The sequence below is a fragment of the Sphingobacterium humi genome (assembly GCF_009768885.1).
GTDB lineage: Bacteria > Bacteroidota > Bacteroidia > Sphingobacteriales > Sphingobacteriaceae > Sphingobacterium > Sphingobacterium humi.
The window spans coordinates 84,913-104,934 of the sequence record NZ_WSQA01000012.1; the positions used below are offsets into that span (position 1 = coordinate 84,913).

Sequence of the window (20,022 nt, forward strand, 5' to 3'; positions counted from 1 at the left end):
AAGAGATTAAAAGATGTTTTCAAATCTACAGGATAAACTAGACAGAGCCTTTAAGGTACTTAAAGGACAAGGTAATATTACAGAAATTAACGTAGCAGAAACCATGAAGGAAATTCGCAAGGCATTGCTTGATGCCGACGTGAATTACAAAACTGCTAAAACATTTACCGATGAGGTTAAGCAAAAGGCTTTAGGGCAAAATGTATTAACCAGCATCTCTCCAGGTCAGTTATTGACCAAAATCATGAGCGATGAATTGACCGAACTGATGGGCGGTTCAGTGACAGAGCTTGAGATCACAAAGAATCCTACGGTCATCTTGATTGCTGGTTTGAACGGCGCAGGTAAAACTACCTTCTCCGGAAAATTAGCCAACTTCCTGAAGACCCAAAAGAATAAGAAACCTTTATTGGTAGCGGGTGACGTGTACCGTCCTGCGGCGATCGATCAATTGGAAGTCCTTGGTCAACAAGTAGGCGTTCCTGTTTTCGTGAACCGGGAGTCTACCGATCCGATTGCTATTGCTGTTGCCGGGGTAGAGGAAGCGAAGCGTAATGGCCAAAATGTCGTGATTATCGATACGGCGGGTCGTTTAGCGATTGACGAAGCCCTGATGCAAGAGATTACAGCCGTAAAAGATGCGACCCAACCACATGAGATCCTTTTTGTAGTGGATTCCATGACCGGTCAGGATGCAGTGAATACGGCAAAAGCCTTCAACGATCGCTTAGACTTTACCGGGGTTGTCTTAACCAAATTAGATGGTGATACCCGTGGTGGTGCGGCTTTATCCATTAAATCGGTTGTCAATAAACCCATCAAGTTTATCGGTACTGGCGAGAAGATGGAAGCCCTGGATGTGTTCCACCCCGATCGTATGGCCTCCCGTATTTTAGGAATGGGTGACGTGGTATCCTTAGTAGAGCGTGCGCAGCAACAATTTGATGAGAAGCAGGCAGCCGAACTACAAAAGAAGATCCGCAAGAACAAATTTGACTTTAACGACTTTAAATCCCAGATTCAGCAAATCAAGAAAATGGGTAATATGAAAGACTTAATGGGTATGATTCCAGGTGTTGGAAAAGCCATTAAGGATGTAGAAATTGACGATGATGCTTTCAAACCTATTGAAGCAATCATCGACTCGATGACTCCTTTTGAGCGCGAGAACCCAGATGCAATCGACCAACGCCGTCGGACACGCATCGCTAAAGGTTCCGGAACAGACATCAACGAGGTGAATAAGCTGATGAAGCAATTCAGCGATATGCGCAAAGTGATGAAGCAGATGTCTAATCCAGGCATGGCCGCTAAGATGATGCGTAATATGCCTAAAATGCCAGGGAAGCCATTTTAGAACCTAGCTAATCGACTATAAAATGCGGCCATCGGCCGCATTTTTTGTTTATGTACCTACTAAATATCCCTTGAAGGTACTAATTACTAGAATAATTGTTAATTTTGTAGCATGGACGATCCCGGGCAATTATCGGAATATGGTAAGATCCTACTAATGGCATTAGTAGGGATCCTGCTGGTTAGTGCCACCATCTTTCTTGCACGCGTCCTATCGCCTAAAAATCCCAATCCCATCAAATTAAGCACCTACGAGTGCGGTGAAGAAAGCCAAGGTACCGCTTGGGTGCAGTTCAATCCGCGTTTTTATGTCATTGCCTTAATCTTCTTGCTCTTTGATGTGGAGTTGATCTTTATCTTCCCCTGGGCCACGGTTTTCGGTAATGCCGACTTTATCGCAGCAGATAGTCGCTGGGGATGGTTTACCTTGATCGAGATGGCCATCTTCATCGGAATTTTAATAGTAGGCTTAATCTACGTATGGAAAAGCGGTGATATCTCTTGGATAAAGCCGAAGCATCAAACACCGCAAACGGCGGTCAATATCCCTTCCTCGGCCTATGCACAGCTGAATGCGCAAACCTATACGGTTCGCGACCATCGTGCGCCGCAAATCGAGGAGAAAGCCGCTGCGGCACCTGTTGCAGCAGCACCTAAATTAGGGTTCAAACCCAAGTTTAAGAAACCAAGTTCCGAATCATGAGTCTAGACCAGCAATTGCAACAAAATAATGGCGTTATTATTGCGAAAATGGATGACCTGTTAAACTGGGCCAGGCTTTCGTCGATGTGGCCTATCAGTTTCGGGATTGCCTGCTGTGCCATAGAAATGATGGGCGCCATGGCGGCCACCTATGATCTGGATAGGTTGGGCGTGTTCCCAAGGCCTTCACCGCGACAATCTGACGTGATGATTATCGCCGGGACAGTTACCTTCAAGATGGCCGATCGCATCCGTAAGTTATACGAGCAGATGCCCGATCCGAAATACGTAATCTCCATGGGCTCCTGTTCCAACTGTGGCGGACCCTACTGGCAGCATGGCTATCATGTGGTAAAAGGCGTAGACAAGATTATTCCCGTGGATGTGTATGTACAAGGCTGCCCGCCACGTCCGGAAGCTTTAATCAGCGCATTTTTAGAATTACAAAAGAAAATTGATGAACAGTCTTTACTGAAGGGCGATATTTTCCCTCAGGCAGTAGAGCAATAGAATAAAATATGGCAAAAGATTTTTATGGGGATTTACGCTTAGGGATTCTAGGTGGCGGCCAATTAGGTCGGATGTTGATCCAGGAAGCAATAAATTTTAATGTAAATATCCATGTACTCGATCCGGATCCTAATGCGCCTTGCAAGCGTTTGTGCAACCAATTTGAATGTGGCGCACTAAACGATTACGATACGGTTTATAATTTCGGGAAAGACCTAGACATGATCACCATCGAGATTGAGAAGGTGAATGTAGACGCTTTAGAGGCTTTGGAAGCCGAAGGTGTATTGGTTTACCCTCAGGCGCGTGTCATTCGTCTGATCCAAGATAAAGGCCTACAGAAGCAATTCTTCAAGCAGAACGATATCCCAACCTCGGCCTTCCAGTTTATTTCCAGCAAAGAGAACTTGGCCAGCACCCAAGTGGCGCTGCCTTATATCCAGAAATTGCGAAAAGATGGCTACGATGGGAAAGGTGTGAAACGCATTAACACGGTTGCCGATTTTGAGCATGCTTTCGAGGAGCCGAGCATTATTGAAGAACTGGTCGATTTTGAAAAAGAAATTGCCGTTATAGTCGCTAGAAACGATCGTGGTGATATTTCAACATTCCCGATGGTGGAGATGGAATTCAATCCACAGGCGAATCTGGTGGAGTTTTTAATCGCGCCTTCTACTTTCTCCGACGAGATTCAAGCCAAAGCAGAAACCATAGCCAAGAAAATTGCCAACGATTTACAGATTGTCGGTCTTTTAGCCGTGGAGATGTTCTTGACCAAAGACGGGGAAATTCTGGTGAACGAATTGGCACCACGTCCGCATAACTCGGGTCACCAAACCATCGAAGGGAACTATACTTCCCAGTTTGCGCAGCATTTACGCGCCATCTTTAACCTGCCTTTAGGCAATACAGATACCCGCGCAAACGCCATTATGATTAACCTTTTAGGCGAAGAAGGCTACGAAGGGCTGGCAGAATACGAAGGTATCGAAGAGGCGTTGGCCATTGAAGGGGTCTATGTGCACCTGTATGGCAAGAAATACACCAAGCCTTTCCGTAAGATGGGCCATGTGTGCATTATCCATAGCGACCGCGCTACGGCCATTGACAATGCCCGCAAAATTCAACAATTGATCAAAGTAAAAGCATAAATAAGAGATAGAATGAGCAATCCTAAGGTAGGCATCATCATGGGTAGCAAGTCGGATTTACCGGTGATGCAAGATGCAATCGAAGTATTAAAATATTTAGGGGTAGATGCGGAAGTAACTATCGTTTCAGCGCACCGTACGCCAAAGCGTATGTTTGATTATGCCGAGCAGGCTGCTGGCCGTGGCATCAAGGTGATTATCGCGGGTGCAGGCGGTGCAGCGCACTTGCCGGGCATGGTGGCCTCCATCACGCATTTGCCGGTTATCGGCGTGCCAGTGAAGTCCTCCAACTCCATCGATGGTTGGGACTCCGTATTGTCTATCCTACAAATGCCGAATGGTATTCCGGTGGCTACGGTAGCTTTAAATGCCGCAAAAAATGCCGGTATCTTAGCAGCACAGATTCTTGGAACACAGGATGAAACCGTTGCGCAGGCCATCTTGAAATTCAAAGACGAATTGAGAGAGAAGGTGGAGGAAACGGCAAAAGAAGTAGAACAACTACGATTTTAACAAAGAATGGCGGGATATCCCGCCATTGCTATTTAAAAGTCTTGTTCATATAATCGAAGCTTTTCTTGACACTGGCATACTTATCGGCCATATAGATGTCGTCTTGCTCAATGAAGGCATATTTTAAATCGCTCTCGTTCGCAAAGTTCGCGAGGGTGCTGTAATTAATGCTGCCGCTTCCAACTTCGGTAAATTTGATGTCTTTCATCACCTCGGCCAGGTTCAGCGTATCTCTTTTCCCAGTTTTCTCGTCAAACTTATTCTGATCTAAAGGGGTAGAGAAGGCGCGATCCATATCTTTCACATGCCATAGCGGGAATCTGCCTGGGTATTTCGTGAAATAGGTCTGCGGATTTTCTCCTGCTTTATTAATCCAGAACATATCCATTTCAAAGCATACTAAATCTGGCTCAGTAAAGGCTAGTAAAATATCCAAGCCCTTAGTACCGTTGCCAAATTCTTTGAACTCCCAGAAATGGTTGTGATAGCCAATTTTAATACCCGCTTTCTTCGCCATTTCACCGGCTTTATTCAGCTGCTCGGCCATGTATTGATACGCGGCAACATCCAGTTTATTCAAGTCGTCCATCGGCGGCACCGGCGCAATAATATACGTTTGTCCGAGGTTATGGGCTATTTCTATATACTTTTCGATGTTTTCGGTATCCTTTTGGTCTTTTTTAAGGTATTTACCCATGTCGTAATGCCCGGAATGGGTTTTCAGGTCATGATCGTTCAATACCTTCTTCAGTTCATCGATGGGTAAGCCCCAATAGGCGTTGTTGGCCACATCTACACCAAAGGTTTCCACATGGCTATACCCAATTTTCGCCAGGTTTTTCAATACCTCGGTTGGGTTTTGCGCCAAAAGATCGCGAAGTGTAAATAATTGTATTCCTATATTTTTTAAGGGAGATCCCGAGGCTGTAGCAGCGTTTTTACAGGAAAAAAGCTGAGGGGCTAGGAGCCCGGCCATCATACCCAAGCTTGCTTGCTTGAGAAAATTGCGTCTCGACTGTGTCATACTTTAATCAAGTTTAAGAATTCAAGATAAGTAATATTTTAATAAAAAAAAGGGATTCTTTTGGTGAATCCCTTTCCTATTATGTTTTAGACGGTTGACTCGATTAAACGGTCATGATGTCTTTTTCTTTCAATTCAGCAAGCTGATCAACTTTAACGATATAAGCGTCAGTTAGTTTCTGCACTTCAGCTTCACCTTGTTTTATCTCGTCTTCAGAAGCACCGTCGTTTTTCAATTTCTTGATCGTTTCGTTCGAATCCTTACGGATGTTACGAATAGAAACGCGACCTTTTTCAGCTTCTTCTTTCACTTTTTTCACTAAATCGCGACGACGTTCTTCTGTCAATGGAGGTACCGCCAAACGAATGATGTTACCATCGTTTTGCGGATTTAAGCCAATGTTAGAGTCAATAATCGCTTTTTCAATCGTAGATAATAAGGATTTTTCCCAAGGCTGAACCACAATCGTACGTGCATCTGTTGTGTTGATGTTACTCACTTGTGATAAAGCAGTGGAAGAACCGTAATAATCTACATAAATTCCATCAAGCATGCCTGGGCTTGCTTTTCCAGCGCGGATTTTAGTCAGTTCCGATTCGGTATGGCTCACAGCTTTCGCCATGCCTTCTTTGCAATCGTCTAGTTGAAGTGAAATTAATTCATTCATATCTTGATTCTAAATTATCGTATATAAATATTAGCTAACAATCGTTCCAACATGCTCGCCGTTGGCCAACTTCATTAAGTTGCCTGGTTTATTCATATCGAAAACAATAATAGGTAAGTTATTTTCTTGACATAGGGTGAAGGCCGTCATATCCATCACATTCAAGCCTTTTTCGTACACTTCCGTGAAGGAGATGTGGTCGAATTTCTTCGCTGTAGGATCTTTTTCCGGATCGGCGGTATAGATACCGTCAACACGCGTACCTTTTAATACAGCATCGGCGTTGATTTCAATCGCACGCAAGGAAGCCGCTGTATCGGTGGTGAAATAAGGGTTTCCTGTGCCGGCACCGAAAATAACGATACGTCCTTTTTCTAAGTGACGAACCGCTCTTCTACGGATAAATGGCTCGCAGATCTGCTCCATTTTAATAGCCGTTAACAAACGTGTTTTCATCCCTTCTTTTTCCAAGGCATCTTGCAAAGCCATGCTGTTGATAACCGTAGCTAGCATACCCATGTAATCGGCTTGTACCCGATCCATTCCTGCTTTCTCAGCACTTAGGCCACGGTAGATATTACCACCACCGATAACGATAGCGATTTCCATGCCTAGACTATGAAGTTCTTGAATGTCTTTTGCGTATTGCTGAACGCGATTAATGTCGATTCCGTAGCTTTGTTCACCCATCAAAGCTTCTCCGCTGAGTTTTAGTAGGATGCGTTTGTATTTCATATTTGATTTTTGGAGTATTCCCAAAAGCCAAAGATATAATTTTTTACCTTGCTTTAACGAGTTTTATTTTCATTTTTTAAGTTCTCGATTACCTCCGCATAAAATTCTTCGTAGTAAGGAACTATTTTCGTCAACTCGAAATCCTGCGCCCTGATTAAGGCATTCTCCTTGAATTGCGCCAAGGTAGCATCGTCTTTTAAAATGCGGATGGCATTTTCAGCCATGCTGTCAATATCGCCCACATCACTTAAAAAGCCACTGAACCCCTGCTTATTCAATTCCGGCAAACCGCCTGTATTCGAAGAGATCACCGGCACTTTGCAGGCCATGGCTTCCAAGGCTGCCAAGCCGAAACTTTCCGAACCCGAAGGCATCAGGAATAAGTCGGCAATGGATAAGATTTCCTCAATGGCATCCTGCTTTCCTAAAAAGCGAATCACATCGCAAATGCCCAGGTCGCGCGCCAATTCTTCCGCATTCCGACGCTCCGGACCATCCCCAACCATTAATAGTTTACTGGGAATAACCTGGTTTATTTTCTCGAAAATACGAACCACATCTTCCACGCGTTTTACCTTTCTAAAGTTAGAGGTATGCACCAAAATACGCTCATTGTCCGGGGCAATGGCCTTTTTGAAGTGCTCGTGGTTTTTATTGCTGAATCGCTTCAGGTCGATAAAATTCGGGATGACTTTAATGTCGCGAGAGATGTCGAAGAACTTAAGCGTCTGTTCTTTCAAGTTTTCAGAAACTGTGGTTACCCCATCGGATTGATTGATGGAGAAGGTGACCACCGGACTAAAGCTTTTATCTTTGCCTACCAAGGTAATATCGGTTCCGTGTAGGGTGGTAACAACGGGAATGTCGATGCCATAGGTTTTTAAAATCTGCTTGGCCAAAAAGGCTACCGAAGCATGCGGAATGGCATAGTGCACATGCAATAGGTCTAATTTCTCGAACCGTACCACATCAACCATCTTACTGGCTAAAGCTGTTTCGTAAGGCGGAAAATCAAAAAGGGGATACTGCGCCATGGATACCTCGTGGTAAAATAGATTTTCAGAGAAGAAATCTAAACGCGCAGGTTGACTGTAGGTGATGAAATGTACTTGATGTCCGTTATTTGCTAAGGCTTTTCCTAACTCGGTGGCAACAACACCACTTCCTCCAAACGTGGGATAGCAAACGATTCCTATTTTCATATGTATGTATTCTTCCCCTAAAGATAATGATGCTTTTAGAATTGGAAGGAACAATTTTTACAAGAATGGAAAATATCTTATTTTTATTACAAATGAATGAACAAAAAACGAAGCTGCTGGCCGAACTCAAGTTTAAGACCGCCAGAGCAGGAGGGAAGGGTGGACAGCATGTCAATAAGGTTTCTTCAAAGGTAATGCTGATTTGGCCCCTAGCGGAATCTGCCTGTTTCAATGCCGAACAAAAGGAATTATTGCAAGCACGTCTCGAAAATAGAATCAATAAAGCCGGCGAGTTTTTTTTGGAAGCATCTACCGATCGAAGTCAGCTGGCCAATAAGGAAATTGCTATCGACCGCTTTTTTAACCTGTTGGAAGACGCCCTAAAAGTGGATAAACCTAGAAAGAAAACCAAAATCCCGAAAGCTAAAGTGCTGGAAAGACTGGATAGAAAAAAGAAACAAGCGCAAAAGAAGGCGGATCGGGGGAATAGATTTGAGATGTGAGCTGTGAGAGCTGGGGGGATATAAGGGGGGTATGGGGTTATCATCGTGCTGGCGTCGTATTGTCATCGTGCTGTCATCGTGAGCGGAGTCGAACGACTGGTACGTCAGTGCAATCAATTATACTTACCAAGTTTATAATCAATTACCTAAATAATCATATCGTTGCTTTATGAGTAAGGGATTAGTATGTAATAATTGAAAATTAAAAGATTTTTCAAAGGGGCTGAATGCTCCTTTTTTTGTACTATGATAAAAGGGGGAATCGCTTTAGTAATGCTCTTTGCAAAGCACATGATCTTCCCTTTTACATCTTTTGCTACGCCCTTGCCAAAGGGGTTTGAAAGGGGAGTGAAAGGGGTGAGAAAGGGAAGTAAAATGGGAGTGACTAAAATCATTGCTGTGAAAATGCCCTGACACCTCATGCTTTGATAATATTAAAGAAGATAAATAGGATTGATTGCACTGACGTACCAGTTATTCGACTCCGCTACCAATGATATGTTTTTGCAAAACACTGTAAGTAAGGTGTTTATGTATTATGGTTTGTATTGACGTACCAGTCGTTCGACTCCGCTCACGATGACAATACGATGACAAAACGTAATAGAAAGCGTGCCGTAGTTTGCTAGCAAAGTTTAACAAGCAATGCTACTTCATGTCATCACCGTCCAATAAATTTTGCAAACATTTTACCCCCTCAGGATGACATGTTTTTGTAATAGATTGTTAATTAATGCGGTATGTATGATTGATTGCACTGACGTACCAATCCTTCGACTTCGCTCAGGATGACAAAAAATTCAAAATAAAGATCATAAAAGTGTTGTTAATCCCCCCTTACCTGTTTAAAACCTTAATCTCTTCTTGTAGTTTTTCGATGCGGTCGATGAGGTGTTGCACCACTTCTATCCCTTGCACATTCAGTTCCAACTCGTAATGCCAATTGGAGAATCGTTCGATTTGCGGAATCTGTTCTTCTTCGATAAATTCTTGCTCTTCTTGAATGATGATTTCAATGAGTCCGTTTTGGTGAAGCTCTTGAATAAAGGTATGCTCAATCCTTCCCGAGCGGCAGATGTCTATTACTTTAAATAATGTCTTTTCCATGGTCTACTTGATTGAGTCAGCAAATTGTTGAAACAGCTTCTTTTGTTCTTCGGTCAAGTTTTTAGGCATTTCTACCTGCACCTCGCCGTACAAGTCCCCAAAGCTGCCTTCTTTTTTATAAACCGGGTAGCCTTTACCTTTTAAACGTATTTTGGCGCCATTTTGTGTTTCCGGTTTTATTTTAACGTTTATTTTTCCGTTTAGCGTTTCTACCAGGGTATCACCACCCAGTACAGCGGTAGGGAGGTCAATCTTTACCTGAGTATACAGATCGCTGCCTTTGCGTTGGAAACGCGGATCAGGTTTAATAGAGAAGGTGATGTATAAGTCGCCGTTTGGCCCACCATTCATCCCTTCGGCACCTTGCCCTTTTAATCGAATTTTCTGTCCGTCTTCTACGCCTGCGGGTATGGTGATTCGGATGTTCTTACCGTTCACCGTGAAGGTTTGCTGATGGGTTTGTGAAGCTTGCAAGAGGGTTAGCTCCAGTGCGCTATTGTAGTCTTGCCCACGGAAGGCACCGCCACGCCGGTTGGAGCTGCGCCCGGAGAAGCGACTGCCGAAGAGCTCCTCGAAAAAGTCGGAATATTCACCGGTATCGTAGTTGCCATCGTAGTTAAAGTCGTATCCCTGGAATGGGTTTTGGCCGCCACGGCCGGCATTCGAGCGCGCATATTGCTGTTGTGCTTTTTCATATTCCTCGCCATGCTTCCAGTTTTCGCCATATTGGTCATATTTTTTCCGCTTTTCAGGATCCGTCAATACCTCATTGGCTTCGTTAATTTCCTGGAATTTCTTCTTGGCTTCCTCGTCGTTCGGGTTTAAATCCGGGTGGAATTTACGGGCCAATTTGCGGTAAGCTTTTTTGATATCGTCCTGGCTGGCCGATTTATCCAATCCCAATACTTTATAATAATCTAAAAACGCCATATAGCTTCTTGGTTTATGATTAAACAGGTCGTTTGTGTAATTGTTTGTATGCTTTACCTTCAAATTTACAACCTATTAGGGGATTTAAAAAGGCCTTAACGAAACAATATCGCTTACGGACTGTTACTCTAAAAAAGCAATATGATGAACACTAATAGACTTTCAAAAGCGATGGAAGCGTCGCTGATCAAACAGATGACCAAGGAAAATCAAGCCTCACAAATTTACCTTTCACTCGGTATTTGGGCGGACACGAAAGGGTATGGAGGTATTGCTAACTTTTTGTTTCGCCATGCGCAGGAAGAGCGTAATCATTCCATTAAAATTATGATGTATATTTTAGAGCGTGGTGGTACGCCCGTGGTGGAAGCCGTGGAAGCACCGAAGCGACAACCCAAGAATATTACAGACTGTTTTAATATGGTTTTTGAACATGAGGTTGACAATACCAATGCGATTTATGGTTTAGTGAACCAATCCATGGAAGAAAAGGATTGGGCCACGTGGAACTTTGCCCAATGGTTTGTGAAGGAACAAATTGAAGAAGAGAAACTGGCTTTAGAATTAATTGATAAATTGAAGATTGCCGGTGGAGACCGTGCCTCAGATGAGTCGCTCTTTGCTTTAGATAAGTATTTGGAGACGAAGCCTGATGAGGTTCCTTTATCGCGGGATGCAACAGCAGAAAACCCGGAATAAGCGGGTAAAAACTTGGAAAAAACTATAGGGTTGCCCACATCGGGCAACCCTATAGTTTTTATATCGCGCTAGCTTATCTTTTATGCGCTAAATAATATTCCGTATCGCCACTGACCTGGATATGCTTAATGTTGTCGGTTTGTTCCACATTCGCATGCATAATATGACTACGTTGTTGTAAATCGGCTTGTAGGCTGTCAATTTGTACTCGGTCTACAAGGTCGAGTCGAGATTGATTTAAGGAAGCCTGTAAATTACCGATTTTTAAATTGGTAATACTAAGGATGGATTTTCCAGATAAAGCGACATCTAATTCTTTTAGGACAAATTGCTCGTTTCTATTGTTATAATTGTTAAAACGAACGATGGCCTGATTCTCGAGTATAAGTTTCGGGAAAATGTATGCAGGACTGATGTTGTCCACAATACTTAACTGTATCGATTTGCCCTGTAGGGTAAGCTTTTTATGCTGCTGAGGTTGAAGTGCAATTTCGATATGCCGCTGATTGATGTCAGTCACCCGGATGGTTAAAGTTCTCCCGTTTATTTCAGGGATGTAGTTCTGGTAGTCAAAGGAATTTCTAACGGTTAAACGGGAAGAGTCGGTTTCAAAGATATTAATAAATACATTCCCGTCATCCAAGCTCTCTTGCCGAACGATAATATGGTCAATAGCATTCAGGTCTATCGGTTTGCCTATTTCTGGCTTACTTAGCTTTTGCATCATCCTAGAGAGAAAGTCGCCGGGTTCTGTACTTGTTAAGCTATGGTAATAGGATCCGGAGAGTGGTCGCAAAATAAAAATGCCAAGAAATAAAATGCTGCAGGCTAGGCCTACGTAAGGGATGGACTTTTTCATGTTAATTTCGGTTATACAGGTCAATTAATTCATCAATACTAATGTGTAGAAGTTTGGCTGTTTGGAAAAATTGAGGTGCTTCTTCGTGTAAGAATTGCGCTTTCCTTTCTTTCCGTATTTTGCTTATGGCATCGGGTGACACAAAAAAGCCTAATCCTCTTTTGTTAAAGATGACCTCATCTTGTTGTAATTTATCATAGGCGCGCATCACGGTATTTGGATTCACTTCGAGCGCCGCACCTAGGTCGCGAACCGACAGGATTTTATCCTCGGCCCGCCACTCCTCGGTGAGGATTTTTTTTACCACCAAATCTACAATCTGTTGGTAAATGGGTTTATCGTTTGTAAACTGCATTTAGACCTCCTTGTCTTTGAAAAAGTAATAAAATCCTATATAGCATAGGAGGGCCGGAATAATAATAATCATTACCTGATACATGCTTATATACTGCTCGTTATTGATGTAGGTGAAATGTTTTGACCACACATGGGTGGAAAACATACGCCCTAGCACAATAAGGCCTACTGCAATAAGGAGACTTTTAATGAAGCTGTATTTTTGAAAAAGCAACTGCGCCGCTAAGAAAAAAGGTAAGATGGAGAAAAACACAAAGCTGCCCAGGCTAATTAATTCTTTGTTGACGAAGCTGTTATGCAGAATATTATATTCCGGAATCTCTTGGTATATATAACCACTGTCTTCAAAGGCCTTTTGCAGCATACTTAAATAATCTTTTTGCAGGTACCATTCCAGCAGGTAATTGGCAAACACAATACATAACAGATTGATGATAAATACGACTATGGCAACTAGCAGATAGGCCACATACTTTTGCCAGGCTTGCAGCGGTAAAGTGAATTCGTAGGATTTATAAAATAGCTTTCCTAAAAAGAAGAGCTGGATAAAGGGCAAGAAGATGACCAAAGCAATGGAGTCATTAAATGCACTGACACTACTTAATTCTAGGATTTGCTTAGGACTTGGATTTGGTAGGGTATTTATTAAATCGATCCAATCCAATACGTTCTTTTTCGTAAATATGAACAAGCCAACGAAGCCAATAAAAGCGAAAAGAGGAAGGCTGACTGCTAAATATTTATGGCTGTAAAATATATTTTTTACGTAGTTTAAGGTCATTTTCATAAGGCTATAGGTTGGTTAGCATGGGTGAAGGCATTGAATAAAAACTCGATGTCTACGGGGTTTTCTTCGTTGCTTGTTGATTTTACCAGGTGTTTTTGACCTTCAAATACATGCTCGGTATAGATTACTTCTTCTTGAGGCTGCAATTCAGTGCTGATCTTATAGGATTGTGCAAGCTCTTGTAAGCTACTGTTCACGATAAGTTTTCTTTGGTGCAAAATCAATAAAGCGTCTAAAAGCTGATCAATGTCTCGGATTTGATGCGAAGAAATAACATAGAGCTTTTGCTCGTTCATCGATTTTGAAATCAGTTTCCGAAAGATGGTTTTAGAAGGGATGTCTAAGCCGTTGGTAGGTTCATCCATTAACAATACGCTGCAATTGCAGGCCAGGGCGAAGGCAATATGTACTTTGCGTTGTTGGCCTAAGGATAGTGCACTTAACCCATTTTCAATCGGAATATTGAAAGCTTTCAGATAGTCTGTATATTCTTCATGGTTGTAGCGGCTGTAGAACAGGCCATATAGGCTTCCGAATTTTTCTATAGGTAAATCGGGAAGCTTGCTGCTGTCGGGTAGAAAGAAAACCTCATTGAAGTAATCGGCAGACCGTTTACTACTTTGGAGCGTAGCATAGCATATTTGTCCGGAATTGGGCAAGAGCATGGCAGCTATGAGTTTAATCAGGGTGGTTTTTCCTTCCCCATTTAGGCCCAGTAGGCCGTAAATGTGACCAGGACGTAGGGTGCAGCTGATATCCGTAAGAATTTTCTTTTTCTTCGAATATGCGTAGTTCAATGATGTTATACTGATCATAATTTAATGTTTTGGTGTATTAGTGATGTAATACACTACAAATATACTTCTCCTGTTGATATTTGCAAGTAAAAAATAAAAAAAGGGTCGAAATATTTTTCGACCCTTTCTATTTTGTTGCGGAAACCTTATGGTTTTTCTACGGCTTTATCGACTACTAAGCGGTTATCGCGGTTTGCGATTTCCCAGGCCGTATGGAATACGAGTTTCTCGCGTTTCGACATCATGTTGAAGTCGATGCGGTCTACTGTATCATTTGGCGTGTGGTAATCAGGGTGTAATCCGGAAAAGTAAAAGATAACCGGAATACCATGTTTTGCCAAGTTATACTGGTCAGAGCGGTAATAGATACGCATTGGATCTTTCGGATCGTCATACATATAATCCAGCTCCATTTGGGTATAGGTTTCGTTGGCTTTTTCATTGATGGCCTTTAATTCGGAGCTCAATACCTCCGGGCCAATAGCGTGGATGTAATTGTGGTTTCCGTTTAAGTGCTTGTCATCAATACGGCCAATCATGTCTAAATTCAAACAGGTGACGGTTTGGGATAATGGGAAGATTGGATGCTCGGAATAGAACTGAGAACCCAATAGGCCTTTCTCTTCCGCCGCAAAGCCCATAAATAGAATGGTTCTGCGTGGTCCTTTTCCATCTTTTTTGGCCGCCGCAAATGCTTTGGCTAATTCCAATACGCCAACCGTTCCAGAGCCATTATCATCGGCTCCCGGGAAGAAGGTGCCATCTGGTAAGATTCCATCATGGTCATAGTGACCAGAGATAATCACAATTTCATCCTTCTTATCGGTTCCTTCAATTAGTCCCAATACGTTAGGATCTTCAAACTGCTCGTCCTTTACGCCCATCTTGGCATTGATACTCGCCTTGAGGTTGAAGGAATTCGGTTTGCCTGAACTTTTTATTTTGTCTACCTGCTGATCTACCGTGGTTTTCTTTGCGGCCAATAGTTTATTGGCGGCTTCTACCGTCAGGTTGATTACTGGTGCTGCAGCTTGTCCGCTACGGGGCTGCGAGTTACTGCCTTGCAGGCTATAGCGTCCGCCAGTCATGCGGTTACCAAAGCGGGCAATCATATCAGAAGTCTGGTTGCCGGTAGCAATAATTAATTTTGGTTTTAGTTTTAAAAGCTCCTGTACCTTTTTAAAGCGGCTGGTCGACCAGTCTGACATGGTCTTAGTGCCGGTAATCAAGGAGTTTCCTTGGGCATTGGTTGGCTCGCTATCGTTAATAAATAGCACCACCTTACCGGTAATGTCTAAGCCTTTTAAATCGTTGTATTTTTCCGATTGAATACCATAGCCAACGAACACAACCTCATCGGCTGTATAGCTGCTTAAGTCGTTCGTACCTTGTACAAAGAAGTCTTTACCATTGCGTAATTCCTGCTTATTGATCTGTAGGTTCTCCACAGCATAGGCTGTTTTTTGCAAGGCCACAGGTTGAAAGTACGAACCGTTTACAGCAGGTTTTAAGCCCAATTCCTTAAAAGTATTCGCCATGTACTCGGCTGCTTTTTGGCCGCCTTCCTGACCGGTTCCCCGACCAGCATATTCCTTAGAGGCTAAAATGGTAAGATGCGCTTTCGCCGCCTCCGGGGTTAATAATTCGGCATACTTCTGTTGCGTAGGGTTCTGCGCCACAGAGCAGCTAAATAAAGCCGGAAGTAGGAAAGATAGCACGAAATATCTTTTCATAGTGTTGGTTTTAAGATTAGGAACAAGCCATTTTATTGACACGGTTTTCATGACGGCCGCCTTCAAAGTCGGTCGTTAAGAAGGTGCGGACAATACGTTTTGCTAAATCAAGGTCAATAAAGCGGGCAGGGATGCATACCACATTGGCGTTGTTATGCTGACGTGCCAAGGCAGAGATCTCCTCTAACCAGCAAATGGCCGCACGAATGCCTTGGTGTTTGTTGGCCGTAATGGCAACACCATTGGCAGATCCGCAAATTAAAATACCAACCTCATTGCTTTGGTTTTCCACGCTGCTAGCAACTGGGTGTGCAAAGTCCGGATAATCTACAGAGTCGGTTGTGTTTGTGCCGAAATCCTCTACAATGTAACCTAGTTCTTGTAAGTAGGTTACTAGGGCAGCTTTATACTCCACACCTGCATGGTCTCCTCCGATAGCTATTTTTTTAGACATGATTTTTTATTTACTGTTATAAAATTCTTTTTCTGCTAATTCTTTACTGCGTTTCACATTGGCCGATACCATGATACTTAATTCATAGAGAATAAACATCGGCGCACTTACCGTTAAGAGGGTAATGATATCTGCAGTAGGGGTAATGATGGCGGCAATGACCAAGATAATCACAATCGCGTAACGACGGCTGGCACGCATGAACTCAGGGGTCATGATACCGATTTTCGATAGGATGAAGATTAAGATCGGAAGTAGGAAAATAACCCCACAGCCTAAGGTCAGGGTGGCAATCGTAGAGAGGTACGAGTCGATGGTAATCTGGTTGGTGATTTCCTCACTCAAGGAAACATTGGCCAGGAAGTTTACCGACAAAGGAACCACAATATAATAGCCAAACAAGGCACCAATAATAAATAAGACCGTGGCGTATAAGACGAATCCACGTGCTGAACGACGTTCTACCTCGGTTAATGCAGGTTTGATAAATAACCAGACTTCAAATAGGAGGTAAGGAAAGCCTAAGGCAACAGCCATCAACAAACAGGAGTTGATTTGCAACATGAACTGCCCGGCAAGTTCCGTGTTGATAATATTGAAAGGAATGCGTTCTACACAGAAGCCATCCAGGTTTAAGAGTACGCCTACCTTACACATCATGCGGTAAGTCCAGAAATCCAGACTCTTTGGCCCCATAATGATTTGGTTAAAGACAAAATCGTAAAAGGTAAAGGATAATATTGCAAATACGCAAATCGCAATAACCGAACGGATGATATGCCAGCGAAGAACTTCCAGGTGGTCAAAGAATGACATTTCAGATTCTAGGTTCTTGCCTTTATTTTTTATGGCTTCAATTAGTTTAAGATTCTTAGACATGTATGTAGGTACGAATATGATATACGTTAGAAAACAAAAATACCATTCTTCGGCAGAAGAATGGCATGTTTTGTTTATGTAAAGTAAATTTTATATAACTTCTTCATCAGGGTATTCCGTAAGGTCGAAAGTCTCCATGAATTTAGTTGTAAAATTACCTGCTCTAAAGTTCGGATCACGCATTAAACGTAAGTGAAGTGGAATGGTAGTTTTCACACCTTCGATCACAAATTCACTTAAGGCACGCTCCATCGTGTTGATTGCTTCCTCACGGGTTTGCGCCACGGTGATTAACTTCGCAATCATGGAGTCGTAATTCGGTGGAATAGAATATCCGGAATATACGTGCGTATCGACGCGCACACCATGACCTCCTGGAGAGTGGAAATTGGTAATCTTTCCTGGTGACGGACGGAAGTTGTTGAACGGATCTTCCGCATTGATACGACACTCGATCGCATGCATGGTAGGCTCGTAGCTCTTTCCAGAGATCGGAATACCTGCTGCTACTTTAATCTGTTCTTTGATTAAGTCGAAGTTGATCACTTCTTCGGTAACCGGGTGCTCTACTTGGATACGGGTATTCATTTCCATAAAGTAGAAGTTACGGTGTTTGTCAACCAAGAACTCGATTGTACCTGCTCCTTCATATTTTACAGCTTGTGCACCTTTGATTGCTGCTTCACCCATTTGCGCACGTAATTCAGGTGTGATAAAAGGAGACGGTGCTTCTTCTACCAATTTCTGGTGACGACGTTGGATGGAACAGTCACGTTCTGAAAGGTGACATACCGTGCCATACTGGTCACCAATTACTTGGATCTCAATGTGACGTGGGTCTTCCACATATTTCTCTAGGTAAATACCGTCGTTTCCGAAGGCTGCTCCGGCTTCCTGACGTGCAGAATCCCAGGCTGGTTCAAACTCCTCATCCTTCCATACGATACGCATACCACGACCGCCACCTCCAGCTGTTGCTTTCAGGATAATCGGGTATTTCATTTCGTTGGCAAGCTTCAATCCTGTTTTCACATCCGGTACCAAACCGTCAGAACCTGGAACCGTAGGAACACCTGCCTGTTTCATGGTTTCTTTTGCGGAAGCTTTATCGCCCATTTTCTCAATCTGCTCGGCAGTAGCACCAATAAACTTGATACCGTATTCGGCACAGATGGCAGAGAACTTCGCGTTTTCCGATAGGAAACCGTAGCCTGGGTGAATGGCATCTGCATTGGTTAACTCTGCAGCTGCAATGATATTCGGGATGTTTAAGTAGGAATCTTTACTCGCCGGCGGACCGATACATACGGCTTCGTCCGCAAAGCGTACGTGTAAGCTGTCGCGGTCAGCAGTAGAATATACGGCCACACTCTGAATGCCCATCTCTTTACAAGTACGGATAATTCGCAGTGCAATCTCGCCTCTATTTGCAATTAATATTTTTTTGAACATAATATAAAATGATGTAACAGTTTTCGCTTCGCGCTATATTTATTGGATTTTAATCCGTGGCTTAGCTAGGGTCAACCAAGAATAATGGTTGATCGTATTCTACTGGTTGGGCATCATTTACTAAGATCTTCACAATCTTTCCTGATACTTCAGATTCGATTTCGTTGAACAATTTCATCGCCTCAACGATACATAATACTTTACCTGGAGCAATCTCATCGCCAACATTTACGAATACTGCTTTATCTGGTCCTGGTGAACGGTAGAATGTTCCGATAATTGGAGATTTAACCGTGATGAACTTCGAGTTATCCTCGGCTGGAGCTGCTGCTGGAGTCGCTGGAGCGGCAGGCGCTGCTGCTGGGGCAGCAACGGCAACTGGCGCTGCTACGGCGGCAGGAACACTTGCTGTTACATAAGTCGGTTCTTGATTTGTTTTAATGGTAATCTTGAAATCTTTCTCTTCGATAGATACTTCGTTGACTCCTGATTTAGAAACAAATTTGATTAAATCCTGAATTTGTTTAATATCCATACTCATATGCTAGTAGGTTTGTTTAATGTTTCTTGATTAAATAGATTAACTGTAAAGGTAATAAAATCCGGGATATTAATAGGCCCATTTTAAATAGACCGATCCCCAGGTAAATCCGCCGCCAAAGGCCGCTAAGATTAGGTTATCGCCTTTTTTCAACTGGCTTTCCCACTCCCATAAACACAAAGGAATAGTTCCGCTGGTTGTATTTCCATATTTTTGGATGTTCACCATCACTTTTTCTTCCGGTAGGCCGGCACGTTCCGCCGTCGCATCGATGATGCGTTTGTTGGCTTGATGCGGCACTAACCAGTTAACATCATTAGCGGTCAAGTTGTTTCGCTCCATGATTTCCACAGCCACATCGGCCATGTTGGTTACGGCAAATTTAAATACTGTACGTCCTTCTTGGTAGGCATAGTGCAAGCCAGCATCTACGGTAGCATGGCTAGCCGGATTCAAGGAGCCCCCGCCCTTGATGTTCAAGAACTGACCGCCAGAACCATCGGTACGTAAAATAGCATCCTGCAATCCATTGCCTTCGGTATCTGGTTCCAATAACACACAGCCACAGCCGTCACCGAATAAAATACATGTATTGCGGTCTTGGTAGTTTACAACGGCCGACATCTTGTCGCCACCAACTACCAACACCTTTTTATGTTTGCCGGACTCAATGAACTGAGCCCCGGTTGTTAATCCGAATAAGAAGCCAGAACATGCAGCTTGTAGGTCGTATCCCCAAGCGTTCTTGGCGCCAATTTTATCGGCTAAAATATTCGCCGTCGCCGGGAATAACATATCAGGAGTACTGGTACAGAAGATAATCAATTCGATTTCCTCGGCCGAGATGCCTCGCTTTTCCAATAAGCCTAAAACGGCAGGTACTGCAAGATCAGAAGTGGCTTTCATCGGGTCTTTTAATATTCTGCGTTCGCGAATACCCGTACGGCTGACAATCCACTCGTCGTTGGTCTCCACCATCGACTCTAATTCCTTGTTTGTTAAAATATAGTCCGGGACATAACCATTTACTGCCGTAATGGCGGCATGAATTTTCGACATATTAA

General features: G+C 43.2%; 23 protein-coding genes. 7 read left to right on the forward strand and 16 right to left on the reverse strand.

Annotation, left to right across the window (positions count from 1 at the left end; genetic code table 11):
• Positions 1–13: 13 nt before the first annotated feature.
• The 5 genes from ffh (at position 14) to purE (ending at position 4,232) form a co-directional block, all read left to right on the forward strand.
• Positions 14–1,357 (forward strand): signal recognition particle protein, encoded by a 1,344-nt coding sequence (gene ffh / locus GQF63_RS14980; RefSeq protein ID WP_160370053.1) that lies wholly within the window; start codon positions 14–16, stop codon positions 1,355–1,357.
• 111 nt (positions 1,358–1,468) lie between these two features.
• Positions 1,469–2,059 (forward strand): NADH-quinone oxidoreductase subunit A, encoded by a 591-nt coding sequence (locus GQF63_RS14985; protein WP_160370054.1) that lies wholly within the window; start codon positions 1,469–1,471, stop codon positions 2,057–2,059.
• On the forward strand, positions 2,056–2,568 hold the full coding sequence (locus GQF63_RS14990; RefSeq protein WP_160370055.1) for an NADH-quinone oxidoreductase subunit B: 513 nt from the start codon (positions 2,056–2,058) through the stop codon (positions 2,566–2,568). Before GQF63_RS14985 ends, GQF63_RS14990 begins: the two co-directional genes overlap by 4 nt.
• A gap of 8 nt (positions 2,569–2,576) precedes the next feature.
• A complete protein-coding gene (locus GQF63_RS14995; protein WP_160370056.1) occupies positions 2,577–3,719 on the forward strand; it encodes a 5-(carboxyamino)imidazole ribonucleotide synthase in 1,143 nt (380 codons plus the stop codon).
• A 12-nt stretch (positions 3,720–3,731) separates the two neighbouring features.
• Positions 3,732–4,232, forward strand: a complete 501-nt coding sequence (gene purE, locus GQF63_RS15000; RefSeq protein ID WP_160370057.1) for a 5-(carboxyamino)imidazole ribonucleotide mutase — start codon at positions 3,732–3,734, stop codon at positions 4,230–4,232.
• A gap of 28 nt (positions 4,233–4,260) precedes the next feature.
• On the opposite strand, the gene GQF63_RS15005 is transcribed toward purE, so the two are convergent.
• The 4 genes from GQF63_RS15005 to bshA all read right to left on the reverse strand — a co-directional run bounded on the left by GQF63_RS15005 (position 4,261) and on the right by bshA (position 7,860).
• A complete protein-coding gene (locus GQF63_RS15005) occupies positions 4,261–5,256 on the reverse strand; it encodes a sugar phosphate isomerase/epimerase family protein (RefSeq protein ID WP_160370058.1) in 996 nt (331 codons plus the stop codon).
• A gap of 103 nt (positions 5,257–5,359) precedes the next feature.
• A complete protein-coding gene (frr, locus tag GQF63_RS15010) occupies positions 5,360–5,923 on the reverse strand; it encodes a ribosome recycling factor (RefSeq protein WP_160370059.1) in 564 nt (187 codons plus the stop codon).
• 30 nt (positions 5,924–5,953) lie between these two features.
• Entirely contained in the window at positions 5,954–6,658 is a 705-nt protein-coding gene (gene pyrH, locus GQF63_RS15015; protein ID WP_160370060.1) for a UMP kinase, read from the reverse strand.
• Positions 6,659–6,711: 53 nt separating this feature from the next.
• Entirely contained in the window at positions 6,712–7,860 is a 1,149-nt protein-coding gene (gene bshA, locus GQF63_RS15020; protein ID WP_160370061.1) for an N-acetyl-alpha-D-glucosaminyl L-malate synthase BshA, read from the reverse strand.
• Positions 7,861–7,952: 92 nt separating this feature from the next.
• Here bshA and arfB point away from each other — a divergent pair, with 92 nt between their 5' ends.
• Positions 7,953–8,363 carry an alternative ribosome rescue aminoacyl-tRNA hydrolase ArfB gene (arfB, locus tag GQF63_RS15025; protein WP_160370062.1) on the forward strand — a complete coding sequence of 137 codons (411 nt, stop codon included), beginning with the start codon at positions 7,953–7,955 and terminating at the stop codon, positions 8,361–8,363.
• Positions 8,364–9,200: 837 nt separating this feature from the next.
• Here arfB and GQF63_RS15030 read toward each other — a convergent pair.
• Positions 9,201–9,470 carry a chaperone modulator CbpM gene (locus GQF63_RS15030; RefSeq protein WP_160370063.1) on the reverse strand — a complete coding sequence of 90 codons (270 nt, stop codon included), beginning with the start codon at positions 9,468–9,470 and terminating at the stop codon, positions 9,201–9,203.
• Between the two features lie 3 nt (positions 9,471–9,473).
• The gene (locus GQF63_RS15035) at positions 9,474–10,400 is read right to left on the reverse strand and encodes a DnaJ C-terminal domain-containing protein (protein ID WP_160370064.1); all 927 of its coding nucleotides are present in this window, start codon (positions 10,398–10,400) and stop codon (positions 9,474–9,476) included.
• 141 nt (positions 10,401–10,541) lie between these two features.
• Here GQF63_RS15035 and GQF63_RS15040 point away from each other — a divergent pair, with 141 nt between their 5' ends.
• The gene (locus GQF63_RS15040; protein WP_246163559.1) at positions 10,542–11,099 is read left to right on the forward strand and encodes a ferritin; all 558 of its coding nucleotides are present in this window, start codon (positions 10,542–10,544) and stop codon (positions 11,097–11,099) included.
• A gap of 73 nt (positions 11,100–11,172) precedes the next feature.
• Here GQF63_RS15040 and GQF63_RS15045 read toward each other — a convergent pair whose 3' ends face one another.
• From GQF63_RS15045 to GQF63_RS15090, 10 genes are all read right to left on the reverse strand, one after another.
• The gene (locus tag GQF63_RS15045) at positions 11,173–11,958 is read right to left on the reverse strand and encodes a hypothetical protein (RefSeq protein ID WP_160370065.1); all 786 of its coding nucleotides are present in this window, start codon (positions 11,956–11,958) and stop codon (positions 11,173–11,175) included.
• 1 nt (position 11,959) lies between these two features.
• Complete coding sequence (locus GQF63_RS15050) at positions 11,960–12,313, reverse strand: GntR family transcriptional regulator (protein ID WP_160370066.1); 354 nt, start codon at positions 12,311–12,313, stop codon at positions 11,960–11,962.
• Positions 12,314–13,102, reverse strand: a complete 789-nt coding sequence (locus GQF63_RS15055) for a hypothetical protein (protein WP_212592599.1) — start codon at positions 13,100–13,102, stop codon at positions 12,314–12,316.
• Entirely contained in the window at positions 13,099–13,917 is an 819-nt protein-coding gene (locus GQF63_RS15060) for an ABC transporter ATP-binding protein (RefSeq protein ID WP_160370068.1), read from the reverse strand. The genes GQF63_RS15055 and GQF63_RS15060 overlap by 4 nt, the downstream gene beginning before the upstream one ends.
• 128 nt (positions 13,918–14,045) lie before the next feature.
• Positions 14,046–15,632, reverse strand: a complete 1,587-nt coding sequence (locus GQF63_RS15065; protein WP_160370069.1) for a M28 family peptidase — start codon at positions 15,630–15,632, stop codon at positions 14,046–14,048.
• 16 nt (positions 15,633–15,648) lie between these two features.
• A complete protein-coding gene (gene rpiB / locus GQF63_RS15070) occupies positions 15,649–16,086 on the reverse strand; it encodes a ribose 5-phosphate isomerase B (RefSeq protein WP_160370070.1) in 438 nt (145 codons plus the stop codon).
• Between the two features lie 6 nt (positions 16,087–16,092).
• Positions 16,093–16,965 carry a twin-arginine translocase subunit TatC gene (gene tatC / locus GQF63_RS15075; RefSeq protein WP_160370071.1) on the reverse strand — a complete coding sequence of 291 codons (873 nt, stop codon included), beginning with the start codon at positions 16,963–16,965 and terminating at the stop codon, positions 16,093–16,095.
• Between the two features lie 90 nt (positions 16,966–17,055).
• Entirely contained in the window at positions 17,056–18,417 is a 1,362-nt protein-coding gene (gene accC / locus GQF63_RS15080; RefSeq protein ID WP_160370072.1) for an acetyl-CoA carboxylase biotin carboxylase subunit, read from the reverse strand.
• Positions 18,418–18,478: 61 nt separating this feature from the next.
• On the reverse strand, positions 18,479–18,958 hold the full coding sequence (gene accB / locus GQF63_RS15085) for an acetyl-CoA carboxylase biotin carboxyl carrier protein (RefSeq protein WP_160370073.1): 480 nt from the start codon (positions 18,956–18,958) through the stop codon (positions 18,479–18,481).
• Positions 18,959–19,027: 69 nt separating this feature from the next.
• On the reverse strand, positions 19,028–20,017 hold the full coding sequence (locus GQF63_RS15090) for a beta-ketoacyl-ACP synthase III (RefSeq protein ID WP_160370074.1): 990 nt from the start codon (positions 20,015–20,017) through the stop codon (positions 19,028–19,030).
• Between the last annotated feature and the right edge of the window lie 5 nt (positions 20,018–20,022).